Below are 17,073 nucleotides of genomic sequence, written 5' to 3' on the forward strand. Positions count from 1 at the left end.
TCGGGTCACAGCCTCCATGCCGATGAGGGCGGTCAGCGCCCGGCATGGCACCCTTAGACCTGCGTAAGAGGTCGGTAGACACGGACACGGGTTCGAGGAGCGGTCACAGTGCAGCGCTGGCGTGGCTTGGAGGACATCCCCGAGGACTGGGGGCGCAGCGTCGTCACCATCGGGTCCTACGACGGCGTCCACCGCGGGCACCAGCTGATCATCCGGCATGCCGTGGACCGCGCCCGCGAGCTGGGCGTTCCCTCCGTGGTCGTCACCTTCGACCCGCACCCCAGCGAGGTCGTGCGCCCCGGCAGCCACCCGCCGCTGCTCGCCCCGCACCACCGCCGCGCCGAGCTGATGACCGACCTGGGCGTGGACGCGCTGCTGATCCTCCCCTTCACCACCGAGTTCTCGAAGCTCTCGCCGGCCGACTTCGTCGTCAAGGTCCTGGTCGACAAGCTGCACGCCAAGGCGGTCGTCGAGGGCCCGAACTTCCGCTTCGGCCACAAGGCCGCGGGGAACGTCGAGTTCCTCGTCGACCAGGGCAAGGTCTACGACTTCGAGGTCGAGGTCGTGGACCTGTACGTGACCGGTGCGGCGGGCGGCGGCGAGCCCTTCTCCTCGACCTTGACCCGGCGCCTGGTCGCCGAGGGCGACGTCGAGGGCGCCGGCGAGATCCTGGGCCGCCCGCACCGGGTGGAGGGCGTGGTGGTGCGAGGAGCTCAGCGCGGCCGTGAAATGGGCTTCCCCACGGCCAACGTCGAGACCCTCCCGCACACCGCGATCCCGGCCGACGGCGTGTACGCCGGCTGGCTGCACGCCCAGGGCGAGGTGATGCCGGCGGCGATCTCCGTCGGCACGAACCCGCAGTTCGACGGCACCGAGCGCACCGTGGAGGCGTACGCCATCGACCGCGTGGGCCTGGACCTGTACGGCCTGCACGTGGCCGTGGACTTCCTGGCCTTCGTGCGCGGCCAGGCGAAGTTCGAGTCCCTGGAGGCCCTGCTGGAGCAGATGGCCGAGGACGTGAAGCGTTGCCGGGAGCTGGTGGCGGCCGCCGAATAGCCGTTCCCGCGACAGGGCTGTTGCTGTTCCTGCGACACAGCCGTTCCTACGACGCCGAAGGGCGGCCGGAGCCGTGAGGCTCCGGCCGCCCTTCGGCGTTCACCGCTACTGCTGGGGCGGCGGGGGAGGGGCCTGCCCGTCCGGCTGCTGCGGGGGCTGCGGGTAGCCGTAACCGGGCTGTCCGGGGTGCTGCGGGTACGGCTGACCCGGCTGCTGCGGATAGGGCTGGCCGGGCTGGGCTTGCGGATACGCCTGTCCGGGCTGCGCGGGCGGCTGACCCGGCTGGGGATAGGGCTGACCGGGGGCGTACGGCTGGGCGGGCTGGGGCGGCTGGGGAGCCTGCGGGTACGGGCCCGGCTGCCCCGGAACCGGCGGCTGACCGGGGACCTGCTGTCCCGGCATCGGCTGCCCTGGCATCGGCTGGCCTGGCACCGGCTGGCCCGGAGCGTACTGCCGGCCCGGCATCGGCGGGGCGGCGACCGGCGGCGGGTTGCCGTCACTCGTCCACAGGCCGTGCATCTGCTGGTGCCGTACGAAGTCCTCGGCGACCATCGCCGCGAGGTTGAAGTACGACTCCCGCACCTTCGGCCGCATCATGTCGAGGTCGACCTCGGCACCGGCGGCCAGATGCTCGTCGAACGGCACGACCACGACACCGCGGCAGCGCGTCTCGAAGTGGCCGACGATGTCCTCCACCTTGATCATCTTGCCGGTCTCGCGCACACCGGAGATGACGGTGATGGACCGTGAGACGAGGTCGGCGTACCCGTGCGCGGACAGCCAGTCCAGCGTCGTACTGGCACTGCTCGCACCGTCCACCGACGGCGTCGAGATGATGATGAGCTGGTCGGCGAGGTCGAGCACACCGCGCATGGCGCTGTAGAGCAGACCGGTACCGGAGTCGGTCAGGATGACCGGGTACTGCTTGCCCAGCACGTCGATGGCCCGCCGGTAGTCCTCGTCGTTGAAGGTCGTGGAGACGGCCGGGTCGACGTCGTTGGCGATGATCTCCAGGCCGGACGGGGCCTGGGAGGTGAACCGCCGGATGTCCATGTACGAGTTGAGGTACGGGATCGCCTGGACGAGGTCACGGATGGTGGCCCCGGTCTCGCGGCGCACGCGGCGGCCGAGCGTACCGGCGTCCGGGTTGGCGTCGATCGCGAGGATCTTGTCCTGCCGCTCGGTGGCGAGCGTGGAACCGAGGGCGGTGGTCGTGGTCGTCTTGCCGACGCCGCCCTTGAGGCTGATGACCGCGATCCGGTAGCAGGACAGCACGGGCGTCCGGATCAGTTCGAGCTTCCGCTGCCGCTCGGCCTCCTCCTTCTTCCCGCCGATCTTGAACCGGCTCGGCGCCGCCGCCGGCCGCCCGCTCTTCGCCTTCTGCTTCTTGCTGATCAGCCGGTCGGAGGACAGCTCCACGGCGGCGGTGTAACCCAGCGGCGCGGCACCGGGGTTGGTCATCTGCCGCTGATCGTGCTGAATGGGCTGCGGCCAGGCGACACCGGCACGGGGATCGACGGGCTGCGGTGCCTGCGGCGGCTGCGGCGGCTGCTCGGCGAGACCCTGCGGGGGGTGAGGGGCGTGCGGGGCTTGCGCGTTGGGCTGGGGCTGTCCCTGCGCGGGGGCTCCGGGGTGGGGGAAGCCGTAACCGCCGGGCTGGGCAGGGGGGTTGGGGGCAGGCTGGGCGTGCGGGGTGCCCGGGGCCGGTGCGCCGGGGGGCGGGAAGCCGTAGCCGCTCGGAGCGTTGGGGGCGGGTGAGGTGGGCTGGGGTTGCCCCTGGGCCGGGGCTCCGGGGTACGGGAAGCCGTAGCCGCCGGGCTGGGCTTGCGGGTTGGGGGCAGGCGGGGTGGTCGGTGCGGGTGCGCCGGGGTACGGGAAGCCGTAGCCGTCGGGGGCGTTCGGTGCGGGGGCCGGGGTGCCGCCGGGCTGGGGTGCTTGCGCGTTGGGCTGGGGCTGTCCCTGCGGAGGGAAGCCGGGGTAAGGCTGTCCCTGTGGGGGCACGCCGGGCTGCGCCTGGGCCTGCGGCGGCATGCCCGGCTGCGCCTGTGCCTGCGGGCTGGGCGGCTGCGGGAAGCCGTAACCGCCCGGCTGCGCCTGCGGGTTGGGGGCAGGCGGGGTGGTCGGTGCGGGCGTGCCGGGGGGCGGGAAGCCGTAGCCGTCGGGGGCGTTCGGCGCGGGGGCCGGGGTGCCGCCGGGCTGGGGGAAGCCGTAGCCGCCCTGCGGGTTGGGGGCGGGGGCCGGCGCCGGGTTCGGCTGGTTCCAGGCCGCGGGGGCGGGTTGCGGGGCCTGCGGCTGGAAGTGCGGCTGTTGCGGCGACAGGGGCGGCCGGGGCGGCCCTCCCTGAGCGGCCGAGGGCTGCGGCTGCGCAGGCGCCGCCGGGTCCTGCTGCTGAGGCTGCTGCGGTTGTGCCGGCCACTGGGCCGCCGCTGCGGGGGCCGCGGGCCGGTACGACGGCGGCAACGGCGGGAGTCCGCCCTGCGGTGCCGGCGGGGGAGCCCATGCGGGCGGCGCGGCCTGCGGCGCGCTCTGCGGAGCGTCGGCCGCGCTCGGAACGGCGTCCTGGGACTCACCGCCCTCAGGCACCGCGTCCACGGGTACGACGGCGGCGGCCTTGGCGTCGGAGGGCTCGGCTTCCTCACGCGCCGTGTCCTCGACCACCGTGTCCTCGACCACCGCGTCCTCGGTCACCGGGTCCTCGCCCAACGCGTCCTCAGTCACCGCATCCGAAAGCTCGGTGCCATGCGGCGCTGCCTCCTCGGGCTCGGCCACCGCATCCGCCTCGGCGTCGACCGCGTCCGCCTCGTCCGGACCGGCGTCCTCAGGCTCGATCTCCGAAGGCTGCGCCTCCTCGAAGGAGTTGTCGCCGGCTTCCAAGGAGCTGGAGGAGCCCCCGAGTTCGACGGCGTCGGTGGAGTCGGACTCCCCGACCGCGTCGGCCGAGTCGGGCTCCTCCCTCTCGTCGGCGTCGACGACCTCGTCCGCAGCATCGCTCTCCACGTCCGCGGACGTGTCCGCCACCTCGACGTCACCGCCCGAGGTCTCCGCTGCGACGGCGGTCTCCGCACCCTCGTCCGCGCCGCCGTCGTCGACGGATCCGCCAGTCTCGTCGGGAGCCGCGCTCTCGGTGCCGTCAGTGCTCTCGGTGCTCTCGGTGCCTTCTGCGTTCTCTCCGTCGTCCTCGCCTGTCGGCTCCACCGGAGGCTCGGCAGCGGCCGCGGCGGCGCGCTCCGCGATCTCCCGCTTCAGAGCGACGGAGGAGAACCGCATGGTGGCGCCGCTCTCCAGATCGCCGTTCCCGGACTCCTCGCCGGACCCCTCCCCGGAAACGGAAGCCGACGGAGCTGCCGGAGGAACCACCGGCGGCTCGACCGGCGCAGCCGGAGCTCCCCACTGCGCCTGGAACCCACCGGCAGGAATGTTCGGTACGGCGGTGGGCGACGACGCGTTGCCGGTCGGCTGAGGCTCGAACCCGCTCCCCACCGGAAGCTTGGGCATCGCCCCCGGACCACTGCTCGGCGGTCCGGGCGGCGGGTACGGCGCACCCGCCGTGGGAGCCTGCGGCGGTGTATAGGGAGCCCCCGGCGCGGGCGCCGCAGCAGGGGGCGTGAAGGGAGCCCCGGGAGCCGGCGGAGGCGGCGTGAAGGGAGGCCCCGGAGCAGGCGCCGGAGTGGAGGCCGGGCCGCCGGACGACGGAGGCTTCGGCATGGAATGAGCCGGCGGAGTCAGCCCCGGCAGCGAGGAGATCGAGAAATCGGAGGGAGACCCGGCGGCAGAGGGAGCCCCCGGAGCAGCCCCGGGACGGCCCGCGGCGGCGCCGGTGGCCCCAGGCGCACCGCCCGCTCCGGACGCAGTGGCACCGGATCCAGCCGCACCGGATGTGCCGGTACCCGGCTCACCGGCCCCAGGTCCGCCCCCCGCACCGCCGCCACCGCCACCCGCGCCCTCCGACGCGTTCTGCGTGTACCAGGCGGGCGGTGCGTAGTCGATGGTGAACTCGCCCGTCATCTCGCTGGCGGACTCCGCGTCGGGCTGGTCATCGCCGGGTGTGGCCCAGCCCCCGCGGATCCCGTCCCGATCGCTGCTCACAATTCCTCCTGGTGTGGTCGAGCACCCTCATGCCGTGCAGGGGCGACCATTGCTTGTCGTCCTGTGTCGTTCCGAGGTCGTCCGATTCCACCGGCTTTCCCCCTGAGCGCCGCCACCCGGTCCACGGGTCTGGCGACGCGCCCTCACCCCAGCCTAATCACCAGAAGCCTCACCCCGGCAGGCCCGTCCACTCCTGAGCGCCTGACCACTACGTCACAACCAGCCCAGAAGTGGCCTACACAGCCTACGTATTGGTGAACAAACCGGGCGATAATTGTGAACTCGCTGCGCAGAACGTGAAGAGAAGTGGTCGCGGAGCCCCGAACCGACACGGCCCCGAACTGCCGTACCCCGCAAGGTCCCTGACGGTGCCCGACCTCACCCGGTCGCGCGAGTGATCACGCCGCCCGGCATAGTAGGGGCGCTTCGGTGACCACTTCACAGAAAAAGGACCCCAGCGTGAGCTTCGGCCCGCCCCCTTCCATATACACCCAGTCCGCCGTCAACGCGGAGACGCACGAGAAGAAGCGCCGCCGGAAGGGATGGCTGGGACTGCTCGCGGTCGTGCTCGTCGCGGCGCTGGGCACGGGCGGTTGGCTCCTGTGGGGCGGTGGCGGAGCGAAGACGTCGAACAAGCGGGCCGCCACCGGAGACGGCCGGCTCGACGTCCGGGAGACCGTCGAGAAGAGGCCCGCGAGCACCACGGGAAAAATGGCCTTCCGTTTCTCCGTGGACGACCTGAGCCCGGGCGAGCACTACGAACTGCCCGGCATGTGGGCCACGGACAAGATCCTCGCCAAGGGCATCAACAAGACCGTGATCGGCCTGCCCATCGGCTCCGACGCCTCCCCGGGCGACGAGAAGTGGAAGCTCCCCCTCGACGGCCCGGTCTGCGGCTACACGCGCCATGTGACCGGCGACCACCGCACCGCCGTCCTCTACCGGGCGAACGACCGGGGCGGCGCCTACTGCAACCACGTCGCCTTCTTCGACCTCGACGACGGCCGCGAGGTCTGGGGCACCGACTTCCCCTACTCCAAGTCGGGGGACGCCGAGGGCCTCGCGACGGGCGGCGACGACCAGGACACCCCGAGCGTGACGCTGACGCACGGCACGGTCGTCGTGACCTGGGGCGGCGGCACCGACGCGTACAGCATGGACACGGGCAGGCGGCTGTGGCGTACGACGTCGACGGGTTCCTGCCAGGACATGGGCGCCGCGGGCGGAGGCGCGCTGCTGATCCGCCAGCAGTGCTGGCACGACGACGCCCCTCTCGGCTCGACGGACGCCACCACCTACAAGGCGCGCAAGGTGGACCCAAGGACGGGCAGGGTCCTGTGGACCTACACCGCCGCGCAGGGCGTCCGTGACCTCAACATCCCGTCCGCCGACCCGCCCGTCCTGGCCGTCCAGGCCGGCGAGATCGGCATCTCCGAGATGCTCTCCCTCGGAGCCGGGGGCAGGACCCGCGCCGTGATCCGCCTGCAGAGCGGCACCTACGTGGGCGAGTGCTCGTACGACGACTACCTCAACACCGAGGACTGCCCGACCATCGCCGTCGGCGACGGCCAGGTCTTCCTGCGCAGCAAGGACTCGGGCGAGCTGATCAACTCCAACTGGATCATCGGTTTCGACCTGGCGACCGGGAACACCACCAAGAAGTTCGACTCCGGCCCCGGCTCGCTCCTCTACCCGGTGCGGATGAGCGGCGACAAGCTTCTCGCCGTACGCGTGACCGACCAGCACATCATGCCCTCGGGACTCGTCAGCCTGGACCCGCAGAGGGGCACCGAGACCCCGTACCTCTACTTCGACCTGCCGGAGGAGGCCGACCTGATGACGATGACGGAGTACAACGACATCGTCGTCCAGGACGGCCGCATCTTCTTCGGCGTCAAGAAGGTCGACGGCCCTGCCAAGGGGCAGCCCCGGTGGGTGTATCTCGTCCTCGGAATCGAGACCCTCGCCGCGAAGTAGACGCCGCCGCGGTCTCGTGCGTCAACGACGGGGCGGCCCCGCCACCCCGTCGAGTGACGCCTCTACGTGTCTGCCGACCGGCCCTCGTTGTGCGGCGCCGGCTCGAGGTCGAACTCGCCGTCCCGCGCCCCGAGGACGAAGGCCCGCCACTCGGCCTCCGTGTACCGCAGCACGGTGTCCGGGTCGAGCGACGAGCGCATGGCCACGGCCCCGGCGGGCAGGTAGGCGATCTCGACCCGCTCCTCCTGCTCCTCGGTACCGGGCGCGCTCTGCCACTGAACGCCGGAGATGTCGAGCGCGTACAGCTCGTCCCGCTCCCGCTCCTTGCGCGCCTTGATCTGCTCTTCCGTCTCCGCCATGCCCCAGCGACCCCTTCCCCACGTACGCGTTCCCGGCGTACGCAAACGATCTGTGCGCTCACACTAGTGGCCGCCCCCGCGCCGACCTCCGGCTTCCCACACCCGGCCAAAGGCGCCCTGGCTGCCTGGTACCCTGGCTGACGGCCGTTTGTGTACGCACCCCCGGAGCCCCGCAGGTTCACCTGCCGGCCCTGGAGGCCGCGCCCAGCGGATCCCCGCCTCCCGAGTAACGGAAGCACCCCCGAGACAAAGACCGGGGGCACTCGGTGGCCACACAGACTACGAGGAGTACGCGTGTCGCTCGACGCCGCTACGAAGAAGCAGATCATCACCGAGTTCGGCCAGAAGGAGGGCGACACCGGCTCTCCCGAGGTCCAGGTCGCCATGCTCTCGCGCCGGATCTCGGACCTGACCGAGCACCTCAAGACGCACAAGCACGACCACCACTCCCGCCGTGGTCTGCTGATCCTGGTCGGTCAGCGCCGTCGCCTGCTGCAGTACCTGGCGAAGAAGGACATCCAGCGCTTCCGTGCGCTGGTCGACCGCCTGGGCATCCGCCGCGGTGCGGCGGGCGCCAAGTAAGACGCCGTGAGGGGAGCGGTTCCCGCAAGAGTGGGGACCGCTCCCTTTGCCGTACGTACGGAAACGTGCGGAGTGTCACTGCCGCTTTGTAGTGTGGTAGCACAACGCCATACGCACGACACCACAGAGTGATGGGCCGTACCCGCAGGGGTAGGTCGACATCACATGACGAACGAGGAGAAGCGCTACCTCGCCGCCGCCGGTCCTCGGTAGTGGCCCCCGGGAAACGACCCGGGTGCTTCGATCGAAGACCGGCCCGCACCAGACGGAGCGCTTCTCCGCAGCCGTCCCCCTGCCACACGGGCAGGAGGGACGAAAGACGACAAGTATCGGAGAAAACGCTAGTGGAGAACGAGACCCACTACGCCGAGGCCGTTATCGACAACGGCTCCTTCGGCACCCGCACCATCCGCTTCGAGACGGGCCGCCTGGCCAAGCAGGCCGCCGGCTCCGCCGTGGCGTACCTGGACGACGACACCATGGTGCTGTCGGCCACCACCGCCTCCAAGAACCCCAAGGACCAGCTCGACTTCTTCCCCCTGACGGTGGACGTCGAGGAGCGGATGTACGCCGCCGGCAAGATCCCCGGCAGCTTCTTCCGCCGTGAGGGCCGTCCCTCCGAGGACGCCATCCTCACCTGTCGCCTCATCGACCGCCCGCTGCGCCCGTCCTTCAAGAAGGGCCTGCGCAACGAGATCCAGGTCGTCGCGACGATCATGGCCCTCAACCCCGACCACCTGTACGACGTCGTGGCGATCAACGCCGCCTCCGCGTCCACGCAGCTGGCCGGCCTGCCCTTCTCCGGCCCGATCGGCGGCGTCCGCGTCGCGCTGATCAACAACCAGTGGGTCGCGTTCCCGACGCACTCCGAGCTCGAGGACGCCGTCTTCGACATGGTCGTCGCCGGTCGCGTCCTGGAGGACGGCGACGTCGCGATCATGATGGTCGAGGCCGAGGCCACCGACAAGACGATCCAGCTGGTCCAGGGCGGCGCCGAGGCGCCGACCGAGGAGGTCGTCGCCTCCGGTCTGGATGCCGCGAAGCCCTTCATCAAGGTGCTCTGCAAGGCCCAGGCCGACCTCGCCGCCAAGGCCGCCAAGCCGACCGGCGAGTTCCCGGTCTTCCTCGACTACCAGGACGACGTCCTGGAGGCGCTGACCGCCGCCGTCAAGCCGGAGCTCACCTCCGCGCTGACGATCGCGGGCAAGCAGGAGCGCGAGGCCGAGCTGGACCGCGTCAAGGGTCTGGCCGCCGAGAAGCTCCTGCCGGAGTTCGAGGGCCGCGAGAAGGAGATCTCCGCCGCGTACCGCTCCCTGACCAAGTCCCTGGTCCGTGAGCGCGTCATCAAGGAGAAGAAGCGCATCGACGGCCGCGGCGTCACGGACATCCGTACGCTCGCCGCCGAGGTCGAGGCCATCCCGCGCGTGCACGGCTCGGCGCTGTTCGAGCGTGGCGAGACCCAGATCCTGGGCGTCACCACCCTCAACATGCTCCGGATGGAGCAGCAGCTGGACACCCTCTCCCCGGTGACCCGCAAGCGCTACATGCACAACTACAACTTCCCGCCGTACTCCGTCGGTGAGACCGGCCGCGTGGGTTCCCCCAAGCGCCGCGAGATCGGCCACGGCGCCCTCGCCGAGCGCGCCATCGTGCCGGTTCTGCCGACGCGCGAGGAGTTCCCCTACGCGATCCGTCAGGTGTCCGAGGCCCTCGGATCCAACGGCTCGACGTCCATGGGCTCGGTCTGCGCCTCCACCATGTCGCTGCTGAACGCCGGTGTGCCGCTGAAGGCCCCGGTCGCCGGTATCGCCATGGGCCTGATCTCCCAGGAGATCAACGGCGAGACGCACTACGTCGCCCTCACCGACATCCTCGGTGCGGAGGACGCCTTCGGCGACATGGACTTCAAGGTCGCCGGCACCAAGGAGTTCGTGACCGCCCTTCAGCTCGACACCAAGCTGGACGGCATCCCGGCGTCCGTCCTGGCCGCCGCTCTGAAGCAGGCCCGTGACGCCCGCCTCCACATCCTCGACGTGATGATGGAAGCGATCGACACGCCGGACGAGATGTCCCCGAACGCCCCGCGGATCATCACCGTCAAGATCCCCGTGGACAAGATCGGTGAGGTCATCGGCCCCAAGGGCAAGATGATCAACCAGATCCAGGAGGACACCGGCGCCGACATCACGATCGAGGACGACGGCACGATCTACATCGGCGCGGTCGACGGACCGTCCGCCGAGGCCGCCCGCACCACGATCAACAGCATCGCCAACCCGACCATGCCGGAGGTCGGCGAGCGCTACCTGGGCACGGTCGTGAAGACGACCACCTTCGGTGCGTTCGTGTCGCTGCTCCCGGGCAAGGACGGTCTGCTGCACATCTCGCAGATCCGCAAGCTCGCCGGCGGCAAGCGTGTGGAGAACGTCGAGGACGTTCTCGGTGTGGGCGCCAAGGTCCAGGTCGAGATCGCCGAGATCGACTCCCGCGGCAAGCTCTCCCTGATCCCGGTCGTCGAGGGCGAAGAGAGCGACGACAAGAAGGACGACACCGACCAGTGACGTCGAGCAGCTCCACGGCGACGGCCCGCACCTCTTCGGAGGCGCGGGCCGTCGCCCGTACCCAAACCCTGATCAAGGGCGAGAACGGCATCGGCACCGTCCGCAAGACCACCCTCCCGGGCGGACTGCGCATCGTCACCGAGACCCTGCCCTCGGTGCGCTCCGCGACCTTCGGTATCTGGGCGCATGTCGGCTCCCGCGACGAGACGCCGTCCCTGAACGGCGCCACGCACTACCTGGAGCACCTGCTCTTCAAGGGCACCACACGCAGGTCCGCACTCGACATCTCGTCCGCGATCGACGCGGTCGGCGGCGAGATGAACGCGTTCACGGCGAAGGAGTACACGTGCTACTACGCACGCGTGCTCGACGCCGACCTGCCCCTCGCCATCGACGTCGTCTGCGACATGCTGACCGCCTCGCTCATCATCGAGGAGGACGTCGACATCGAGCGTGGCGCCATCCTCGAAGAGATCGCGATGACCGAGGACGACCCGGGCGACTGCGTACACGACCTGTTCGCGCACACCATGTTCGGCGACAACCCTCTCGGCCGCCCGGTCCTCGGCACGGTCGACACCGTCAACGCCCTCACCGCCGACCGCATCCGGCGCTTCTACAAGAAGCACTACGACCCGACCCACCTCGTGGTCGCGGCGGCCGGCAACGTCGACCACAACAAGGTCGTACGACAGGTCCGCGCGGCCTTCGAGAAGGCGGGCGCCTTCAGGAACGCCGAGGCGGCCCCCATCGCCCCGCGCGACGGCCGCCGCACGATCCGCACCTCGGGCCGCGTGGAACTCCTCGGCCGCAAGACCGAACAGGCGCACGTCGTCCTCGGCATGCCCGGCCTGGCCCGCACGGACGACCGCCGCTGGGCCCTCGGCGTGCTCAACACGGCGCTCGGCGGCGGCATGTCGTCCCGCCTGTTCCAGGAAGTCCGCGAGAAGCGCGGCCTGGCCTACAGCGTGTACTCGTACACCTCGGGTTTCGCCGACTGCGGCCTGTTCGGCGTCTACGCCGGCTGCCGGCCCTCGCAGGTCCACGACGTGCTGAAGATCTGCCGCGACGAACTGGACCATGTCGCCGAGCACGGCCTCTCCGACGACGAGATCGACCGCGCCATCGGTCAGCTGCGCGGCTCCACGGTCCTGGGCCTCGAGGACACGGGCGCGCTGATGAACCGTATCGGCAAGAGCGAGCTGTGCTGGGGCGAGCAGATGTCCGTCGACGACCTGCTGGTCCGGATAGCCTCGGTCACCCCGGACGACGTCCGCTCGGTCGCCCGCGAGATCCTGGGACAGCGGCCCTCGCTGTCGGTCATCGGCCCGCTCAAGGACAAGCAGGCGGCCCGTCTGAACGACGCCGTCGCCTGACCACCTCCGGCAATTTCAGAACTCCGTGAAGGAAGCAAGAAGATGAGCAAGCTGCGTGTGGCGGTCCTCGGCGCGAAGGGCCGCATCGGTGCCGAGGCGGTACGGGCCGTCGAGGCGGCCGAGGACATGGAGCTGGTGGCCGCCCTCGGCCGGGGGGACACGCTGGAGGCGCTGGCCGAGTCCGGCGCCCAGGTCGCGGTCGAACTGACCACCCCCGCCTCGGTGATGGAGAACCTCGAGTACTGCGTGGGCCACGGCATCCACGCGGTCGTCGGCACGACCGGCTGGACCGACGAGCGCCTCGCGCAGCTGAACGGCTGGCTGGCCGAGTCCCCGCGGACAGGTGTCCTCATCGCGCCCAACTTCTCCGTCGGCGCCGTCCTCACGATGAAGTTCGCGCAGATCGCCGCGCCCTACTTCGAGTCGGTCGAGGTTGTCGAACTGCACCACCCCAAGAAGGTGGACGCCCCCTCCGGCACCGCCACGCGCACGGCACAGCTCATCGCCGAGGCCCGCGCGAAGGCCGGTTCGGCCCCGGCACCGGACGCCACGGAGACGGCCCTGGACGGCGCGCGCGGCGCCAGCGTCGACGGCATCCCGGTGCACGCGATCCGGCTGCGCGGCCTGCTCGCCCACCAGGAGGTCCTGCTCGGCGGCGAGGGCGAGACCCTGACCGTCCGGCACGACTCCCTGCACCACAGCAGCTTCATGCCGGGCATCCTGCTCGGCGCCCGCCGCGTGGTGACCACCCCGGGTCTGACCTTCGGGCTGGAACACTTCCTGGACCTGGGCTGACACCCACCATGCGCGCCAAGCTCTCCTACGCCATAACGGCCGCCGTCCTGGTCTTCTACTTCGTCCTGGTCGGCAGCCGCGGCGTCATGCTCATCCAGTCCGGCACGGTCCTCACCGTCACCTTCGGTGTCGCGGTCCTGATCCTGCCGGTCATCGGCCTGTGGTTCCTGTGGAAGAACACCCAGTTCGTCCGCAAGGCCAACGCCCTCGCCGCCGAACTCGACGCCGAGGGCGGACTGCCTGTCGACGAACTCAGGCGCACGTCCGGCGGCCGTATCGACCGCGACTCGGCCGACGAGGTCTTCGCCAAGCGCAAGGCCGAGACGGAGGCCGCTCCCGACGACTGGCGCAGCTGGTTCCGCCTCGCCGTCGCCTACCACGACGCCCGCGACACCCCACGTGCCCGCAAGGCCATGCAACGCGCCATCGCCCTGCACGACGGCAGAACGGTCGAGGCCTGACCCACACCGCGGCCGTACGCCGAAGGGGCCGGCCCGCAGACACAGCGGGCCGGCCCCTTCGTACGAACGCCGGTCAGTCGCGCGCGTGCTCCGCCGCCCATGCCTCGATCGCGTCCGCCGCCCGGTCGAACGACCCGGCCCGCGCCAGGAAGTCGGCGCTGTGCGTGGTCAGCAGCACCGGCGCGTCCTGCGCCGCGCGGTCATTGCGTACGAGGACCAGAGCCTGCCCCTGCACCGTGCGCGGCAGCCCGAGCCAGCGCACCGGCTGCTGCACCGTCCGCACGGCGACGATCCGGTCCCAGGGGGTCGTGCGCGTGCCGAAGAAGCTCACCTGGCGCAGTCCGCGCGCACTCACCCACGCGCCCACGCGCAGCAGTCGCAGGGCGACCGCGATGACGGCCAGCGCGATGCCGAAGACCACAGCGGAGTCCGGGGCCGGGGCGGTGAACGCGATGATGACCGCGGCGAACAGCACGAACGAGGCGAGGAGCAGCCAGAGCGCCGCAGCGCCGACCCGCCAGGGCCCTGGACGGTAGGGGCGCCGCCAGCGGTCGCGGTCGTCGAACGGCAGCGCGATGTCGTCGGCTGCCTCGAAAGCGCGGTCGGCCGTCAGGAAGGGCAGGGGCACGGTTGGTCCTCACTCAATCCATGCATGGGCTGTGCCCGGTGAGGTTATCCGGCTGTGTCCCCGCTCACCACTCTTGGGGGGCCGGACGAGTCAGTGCCCCTGAGACGCCTGTGACTGCTGAGCCGGTGTCGAGGCGGGGGTGGACAGCGCCGGCGTGCCGAGGACCAGGGAGCCCACGAGTCCGGCGACGATCGTGAGCCCCAGCAGCCAGCGCCCGGCTATCTGACCGGCGGAGGCCCGCTGACGGGGCGGGGGAGCGACATTGCTGTGGAGCCTGTCGGCTCCGGCGAGAAAGGCGAACGGGACGGGCTCACGCCGGCGGAACATCGGTGCTGCGTCTCCCTTCGGGGATCGAACGAATCACTGTCATCAACACAGACGAGCGATTGCCCCAAAGGGTGCCCGGTTTCGCCGAATTCACAGAATTTCGCCGACGTATGTCGTGTCCCGCTACCGAACGCCCCGTTGTCAGTGCCGGCCCGGGGTGTGCCGCGCGGGCTCCGCCGTAGAGTGAGCGCCGCCTGAGCGACGTGACGGAAGGATCCGCCGAGCCGTGACCGAGACCCCTGCCGACGGCCGCGTGCCCAGCTTCCGCAGCGACGTCACCGTCGAACTGGTCAAGCACACCGCGTCCGACGCCGACGTGCTGTTCGCCGCCCGCGTCTCGACCCTCGGCGAGCAGTCCCTGGACGAGACGAACAGGGATCCAGAGCGCTCCAAGGGCCTGATCAACTACCTCATGCGGGACCGCCACGGCAGCCCCTTCGAGCACAACTCGATGACGTTCTTCATCAGCGCGCCGATCTTCGTCTTCCGCGAGTTCATGCGCCACCGGGTCGGATGGTGCCTGCCGGGTGACGCCATGATCGGTGTCGGCACCGGCAAGAACGGCAAGAGCAAACGCCTCGCGGACATCCATGAGGACTGGAAGCCCGGTGCGCCCGATCCTGATTCCACGGGGCGTACGCGCAGGCCGAACTCCTCCCGGAACCTTCTGGCCGACACGATCAATCTGGAGACAGGGCTGGCGGAGAAGGCGCCCATGGCGGACGTGTTCGAGTCCGGCGTGAAGCCGATCCTCAAAGTGGCGACGGCCAACGGCAAGGCTCTGCGCTGCACCGCGGACCACCGTGTGTGGACGCCCGACGGCTGGGCTCGCGCCGGCGAATTGCGCGCCGGCGACCGGGTCGGGCAACTGGGCGGCGTGGGTGTCGGCCGGCGGGCGGGTATCCCGAAGCACCTCCGCGTGCGCTGGGAGGGCGTCGTCGCCGTCGTCCCCGACGGGGAGGAGATGACCTACGACATCTCCATGCCGCCGCCGCACCACAACTTCATCGCGGACGGCTTTGTCGTACACAATTCGTACAACGAGGAGTCCGGGCGCTACCGCGAGCTCCAGCCGGTCTTCTACGTTCCCGGCAAGGACCGCAAGCTGGTCCAGCAGGGCCGCCCCGGCAGGTACGAGTTCGTCCACGGCACCCCCGAACAGCAAGAGGCCGTGACCGCCGCCATGGAGGAGTCCTACCGGCACTCCTACGCCGCGTACCAGGAGATGCTGGCGGCCGGCGTCGCCCGCGAGGTCGCCCGCGCCACTCTCCCGGTCGGCCTGTTCTCCTCCATGTACGCCACCTGCAACGCCCGCTCGCTGATGCACTTCCTCAGCCTGCGCACCCGGCACGACCTGGCGAAGGTCCCGTCCTTCCCGCAGCGGGAGATCGAGATGGTCGGCGAGAAGATGGAGGCCGAGTGGGCCCGGCTCATGCCGCTCACACACGCCGCCTTCAACACGAACGGCCGTGTGGCGCCGTAGCGCACCCCCGTTCGCCAACCGGGCACAGATGTGCGGGCCGGCCTCGCGAAGTGTCCGTATTGCGGCATTTGGAGAAGTTCATCTAGCCTGATCAAACGGACCCGGTACTGCTTGAACCCCCGAGCAGGCAGTACCGGGCTCCGCATTTGTCCGGACTTATCCCGCACCCCAAGGGCAGACCACGCATTGAGCAGCGAGTAGCGTGTTACCCATGGCTCCGACCTCCACTCCGCAGACCCCCTTCGGGAGGGTCCTCACCGCCATGGTCACGCCCTTCACGGCGGACGGCGCACTCGACCTCGACGGCGCTCAGCGGCTCGCCACCCACCTGGTGGATGCAGGCAACGACGGCCTGATCATCAACGGCACCACCGGCGAGTCCCCCACGACCAGCGACGCGGAGAAATCGGATCTCGTACGGGCCGTACTGGAGGCGGTCGGCGACCGCGCCCACGTCGTGGCCGGAGTCGGCACGAACGACACCCACCACAGCACCGAGCTCGCCCAGGCCGCCGAGAAGGTCGGCGCCCACGGCCTCCTGGTCGTGACGCCGTACTACAACAAGCCCCCGCAGGAAGGCCTGTACCGGCACTTCAAGGCCGTCGCCGACGCCGCCGAGCTGCCGGTCATGCTCTACGACATCCCGGGCCGCAGCGGCGTGCCGATCAGCTCCGAGACGCTGGTCCGCCTCGCGGAGCACCCGCAGATCGTCGCCAACAAGGACGCCAAGGGTGACCTCGGCCGCGCGAGCTGGGCGATCGCGCGCTCCGGCCTTGCCTGGTACTCCGGCGACGACATGCTGAACCTGCCGCTGCTCTCCGTGGGCGCGGTCGGTTTCGTCTCGGTCGTCGGCCACGTGGTCACACCCGACCTGCGCGCCCTTGTTGACGCCTTCGTCTCCGGCGACGTACAGAAGGCCACGGAGATCCACCAGAAGCTGCTCCCGGTCTACACGGGCATGTTCCGCACTCAGGGAGTCATGACCACCAAGGCCGCACTCGCCCTCCAGGGCCTGCCCGCGGGACCCCTGCGAGCACCCATGGTCGAGTGCACGTCCGAAGAGATCGCCCAGCTCAAGATCGATCTTGCTGCGGGCGGGGTACAGCTCTGACACCAGACTTGGCACCACAGGCTTCACAACTGAATAAGCGGGCCACCGGTGCCTGCACCCCACAACGACAACTGCTCATGCACGAACGTCATGCGCGCCACGTGCCCACCGGTACGTGGCGCGTGTGGTGAGGAGAGTCTTTTGAGTCATCCGCATCCCCAACTCGGCCTGCCCGCGCCGCTTCCCGAAGGTGGCCTGCGCGTCACCCCGCTGGGCGGTCTCGGCGAGATCGGCCGGAACATGACGGTCTTCGAATACGGCGGCCGTCTTC

The 17,073-nt window shown here is 70.4% G+C and carries 13 protein-coding genes and 3 pseudogenes (1 of these 16 running past the window's edge); 11 read left to right on the forward strand and 5 right to left on the reverse strand.

Features of this window, described 5'->3' with window-relative positions; translation table 11 throughout:
• Positions 1–108: 108 nt before the first annotated feature.
• Positions 109–1,056 (forward strand): bifunctional riboflavin kinase/FAD synthetase, encoded by a 948-nt coding sequence (locus tag ACYUED_RS32165; RefSeq protein WP_491287796.1) that lies wholly within the window; start codon positions 109–111, stop codon positions 1,054–1,056.
• Between the two features lie 105 nt (positions 1,057–1,161).
• Here ACYUED_RS32165 and ACYUED_RS32170 read toward each other — a convergent pair whose 3' ends face one another.
• Together ACYUED_RS32170 and ACYUED_RS32175 are read right to left on the reverse strand one after the other, a co-directional pair.
• Entirely contained in the window at positions 1,162–4,551 is a 3,390-nt protein-coding gene (locus tag ACYUED_RS32170) for a nucleotide-binding protein (protein ID WP_491294530.1), read from the reverse strand.
• A gap of 510 nt (positions 4,552–5,061) precedes the next feature.
• A pseudogene (locus ACYUED_RS32175) lies at positions 5,062–5,142 on the reverse strand (SCO5717 family growth-regulating ATPase); the annotation flags it as partial.
• Between the two features lie 459 nt (positions 5,143–5,601).
• Here ACYUED_RS32175 and ACYUED_RS32180 point away from each other — a divergent pair.
• A complete protein-coding gene (locus tag ACYUED_RS32180) occupies positions 5,602–7,119 on the forward strand; it encodes an outer membrane protein assembly factor BamB family protein (protein WP_491287800.1) in 1,518 nt (505 codons plus the stop codon).
• A gap of 62 nt (positions 7,120–7,181) precedes the next feature.
• Here ACYUED_RS32180 and ACYUED_RS32185 read toward each other — a convergent pair whose 3' ends face one another.
• Positions 7,182–7,478, reverse strand: a complete 297-nt coding sequence (locus ACYUED_RS32185; protein WP_491287802.1) for a DUF397 domain-containing protein — start codon at positions 7,476–7,478, stop codon at positions 7,182–7,184.
• A gap of 294 nt (positions 7,479–7,772) precedes the next feature.
• On the opposite strand from ACYUED_RS32185, the gene rpsO reads away from it, so the two are divergent.
• From rpsO to ACYUED_RS32210, 5 genes are all read left to right on the forward strand, one after another.
• Positions 7,773–8,060, forward strand: coding sequence for a 30S ribosomal protein S15 (rpsO, locus tag ACYUED_RS32190; protein WP_030945091.1), 288 nt, complete (start codon positions 7,773–7,775; stop codon positions 8,058–8,060).
• 344 nt (positions 8,061–8,404) lie between these two features.
• On the forward strand, positions 8,405–10,621 hold the full coding sequence (locus tag ACYUED_RS32195; protein ID WP_491287804.1) for a polyribonucleotide nucleotidyltransferase: 2,217 nt from the start codon (positions 8,405–8,407) through the stop codon (positions 10,619–10,621).
• Positions 10,618–11,997 carry a M16 family metallopeptidase gene (locus tag ACYUED_RS32200; protein ID WP_491287806.1) on the forward strand — a complete coding sequence of 460 codons (1,380 nt, stop codon included), beginning with the start codon at positions 10,618–10,620 and terminating at the stop codon, positions 11,995–11,997. The genes ACYUED_RS32195 and ACYUED_RS32200 overlap by 4 nt, the downstream gene beginning before the upstream one ends.
• Before the next feature lie 42 nt (positions 11,998–12,039).
• Complete coding sequence (dapB, locus tag ACYUED_RS32205; RefSeq protein WP_491287808.1) at positions 12,040–12,792, forward strand: 4-hydroxy-tetrahydrodipicolinate reductase; 753 nt, start codon at positions 12,040–12,042, stop codon at positions 12,790–12,792.
• An 8-nt stretch (positions 12,793–12,800) separates the two neighbouring features.
• Entirely contained in the window at positions 12,801–13,253 is a 453-nt protein-coding gene (locus ACYUED_RS32210; RefSeq protein WP_491287810.1) for a hypothetical protein, read from the forward strand.
• A 73-nt stretch (positions 13,254–13,326) separates the two neighbouring features.
• On the opposite strand, the gene ACYUED_RS32215 is transcribed toward ACYUED_RS32210, so the two are convergent.
• Positions 13,327–13,881, reverse strand: a complete 555-nt coding sequence (locus ACYUED_RS32215; protein ID WP_491287812.1) for an SCO5741 family PH domain-containing membrane protein — start codon at positions 13,879–13,881, stop codon at positions 13,327–13,329.
• A 90-nt stretch (positions 13,882–13,971) separates the two neighbouring features.
• Positions 13,972–14,208 carry a hypothetical protein gene (locus ACYUED_RS32220; protein ID WP_491287814.1) on the reverse strand — a complete coding sequence of 79 codons (237 nt, stop codon included), beginning with the start codon at positions 14,206–14,208 and terminating at the stop codon, positions 13,972–13,974.
• Positions 14,209–14,434: 226 nt separating this feature from the next.
• On the opposite strand from ACYUED_RS32220, the pseudogene ACYUED_RS32225 reads away from it, so the two are divergent.
• From ACYUED_RS32225 to ACYUED_RS32240, 4 genes and pseudogenes are all read left to right on the forward strand, one after another.
• Positions 14,435–14,725: pseudogene (locus tag ACYUED_RS32225) on the forward strand (FAD-dependent thymidylate synthase); the annotation flags it as partial.
• A 447-nt stretch (positions 14,726–15,172) separates the two neighbouring features.
• Positions 15,173–15,691: pseudogene (thyX, locus tag ACYUED_RS32230) on the forward strand (FAD-dependent thymidylate synthase); the annotation flags it as partial.
• A gap of 211 nt (positions 15,692–15,902) precedes the next feature.
• Positions 15,903–16,802: a 4-hydroxy-tetrahydrodipicolinate synthase gene (gene dapA / locus ACYUED_RS32235; protein WP_491287816.1), complete on the forward strand. Its 900-nt coding sequence runs from the start codon at positions 15,903–15,905 to the stop codon at positions 16,800–16,802.
• 141 nt (positions 16,803–16,943) lie between these two features.
• Positions 16,944–17,073 carry the beginning of a ribonuclease J gene (locus ACYUED_RS32240; RefSeq protein ID WP_491287818.1) on the forward strand. The gene runs 1,556 nt beyond the window's last position, so 130 of the gene's 1,686 nt are visible here — the first part of the coding sequence; its start codon is at positions 16,944–16,946; its stop codon lies off the right edge, out of view.

The organism is Streptomyces sp. DF42 (assembly GCF_058267695.1).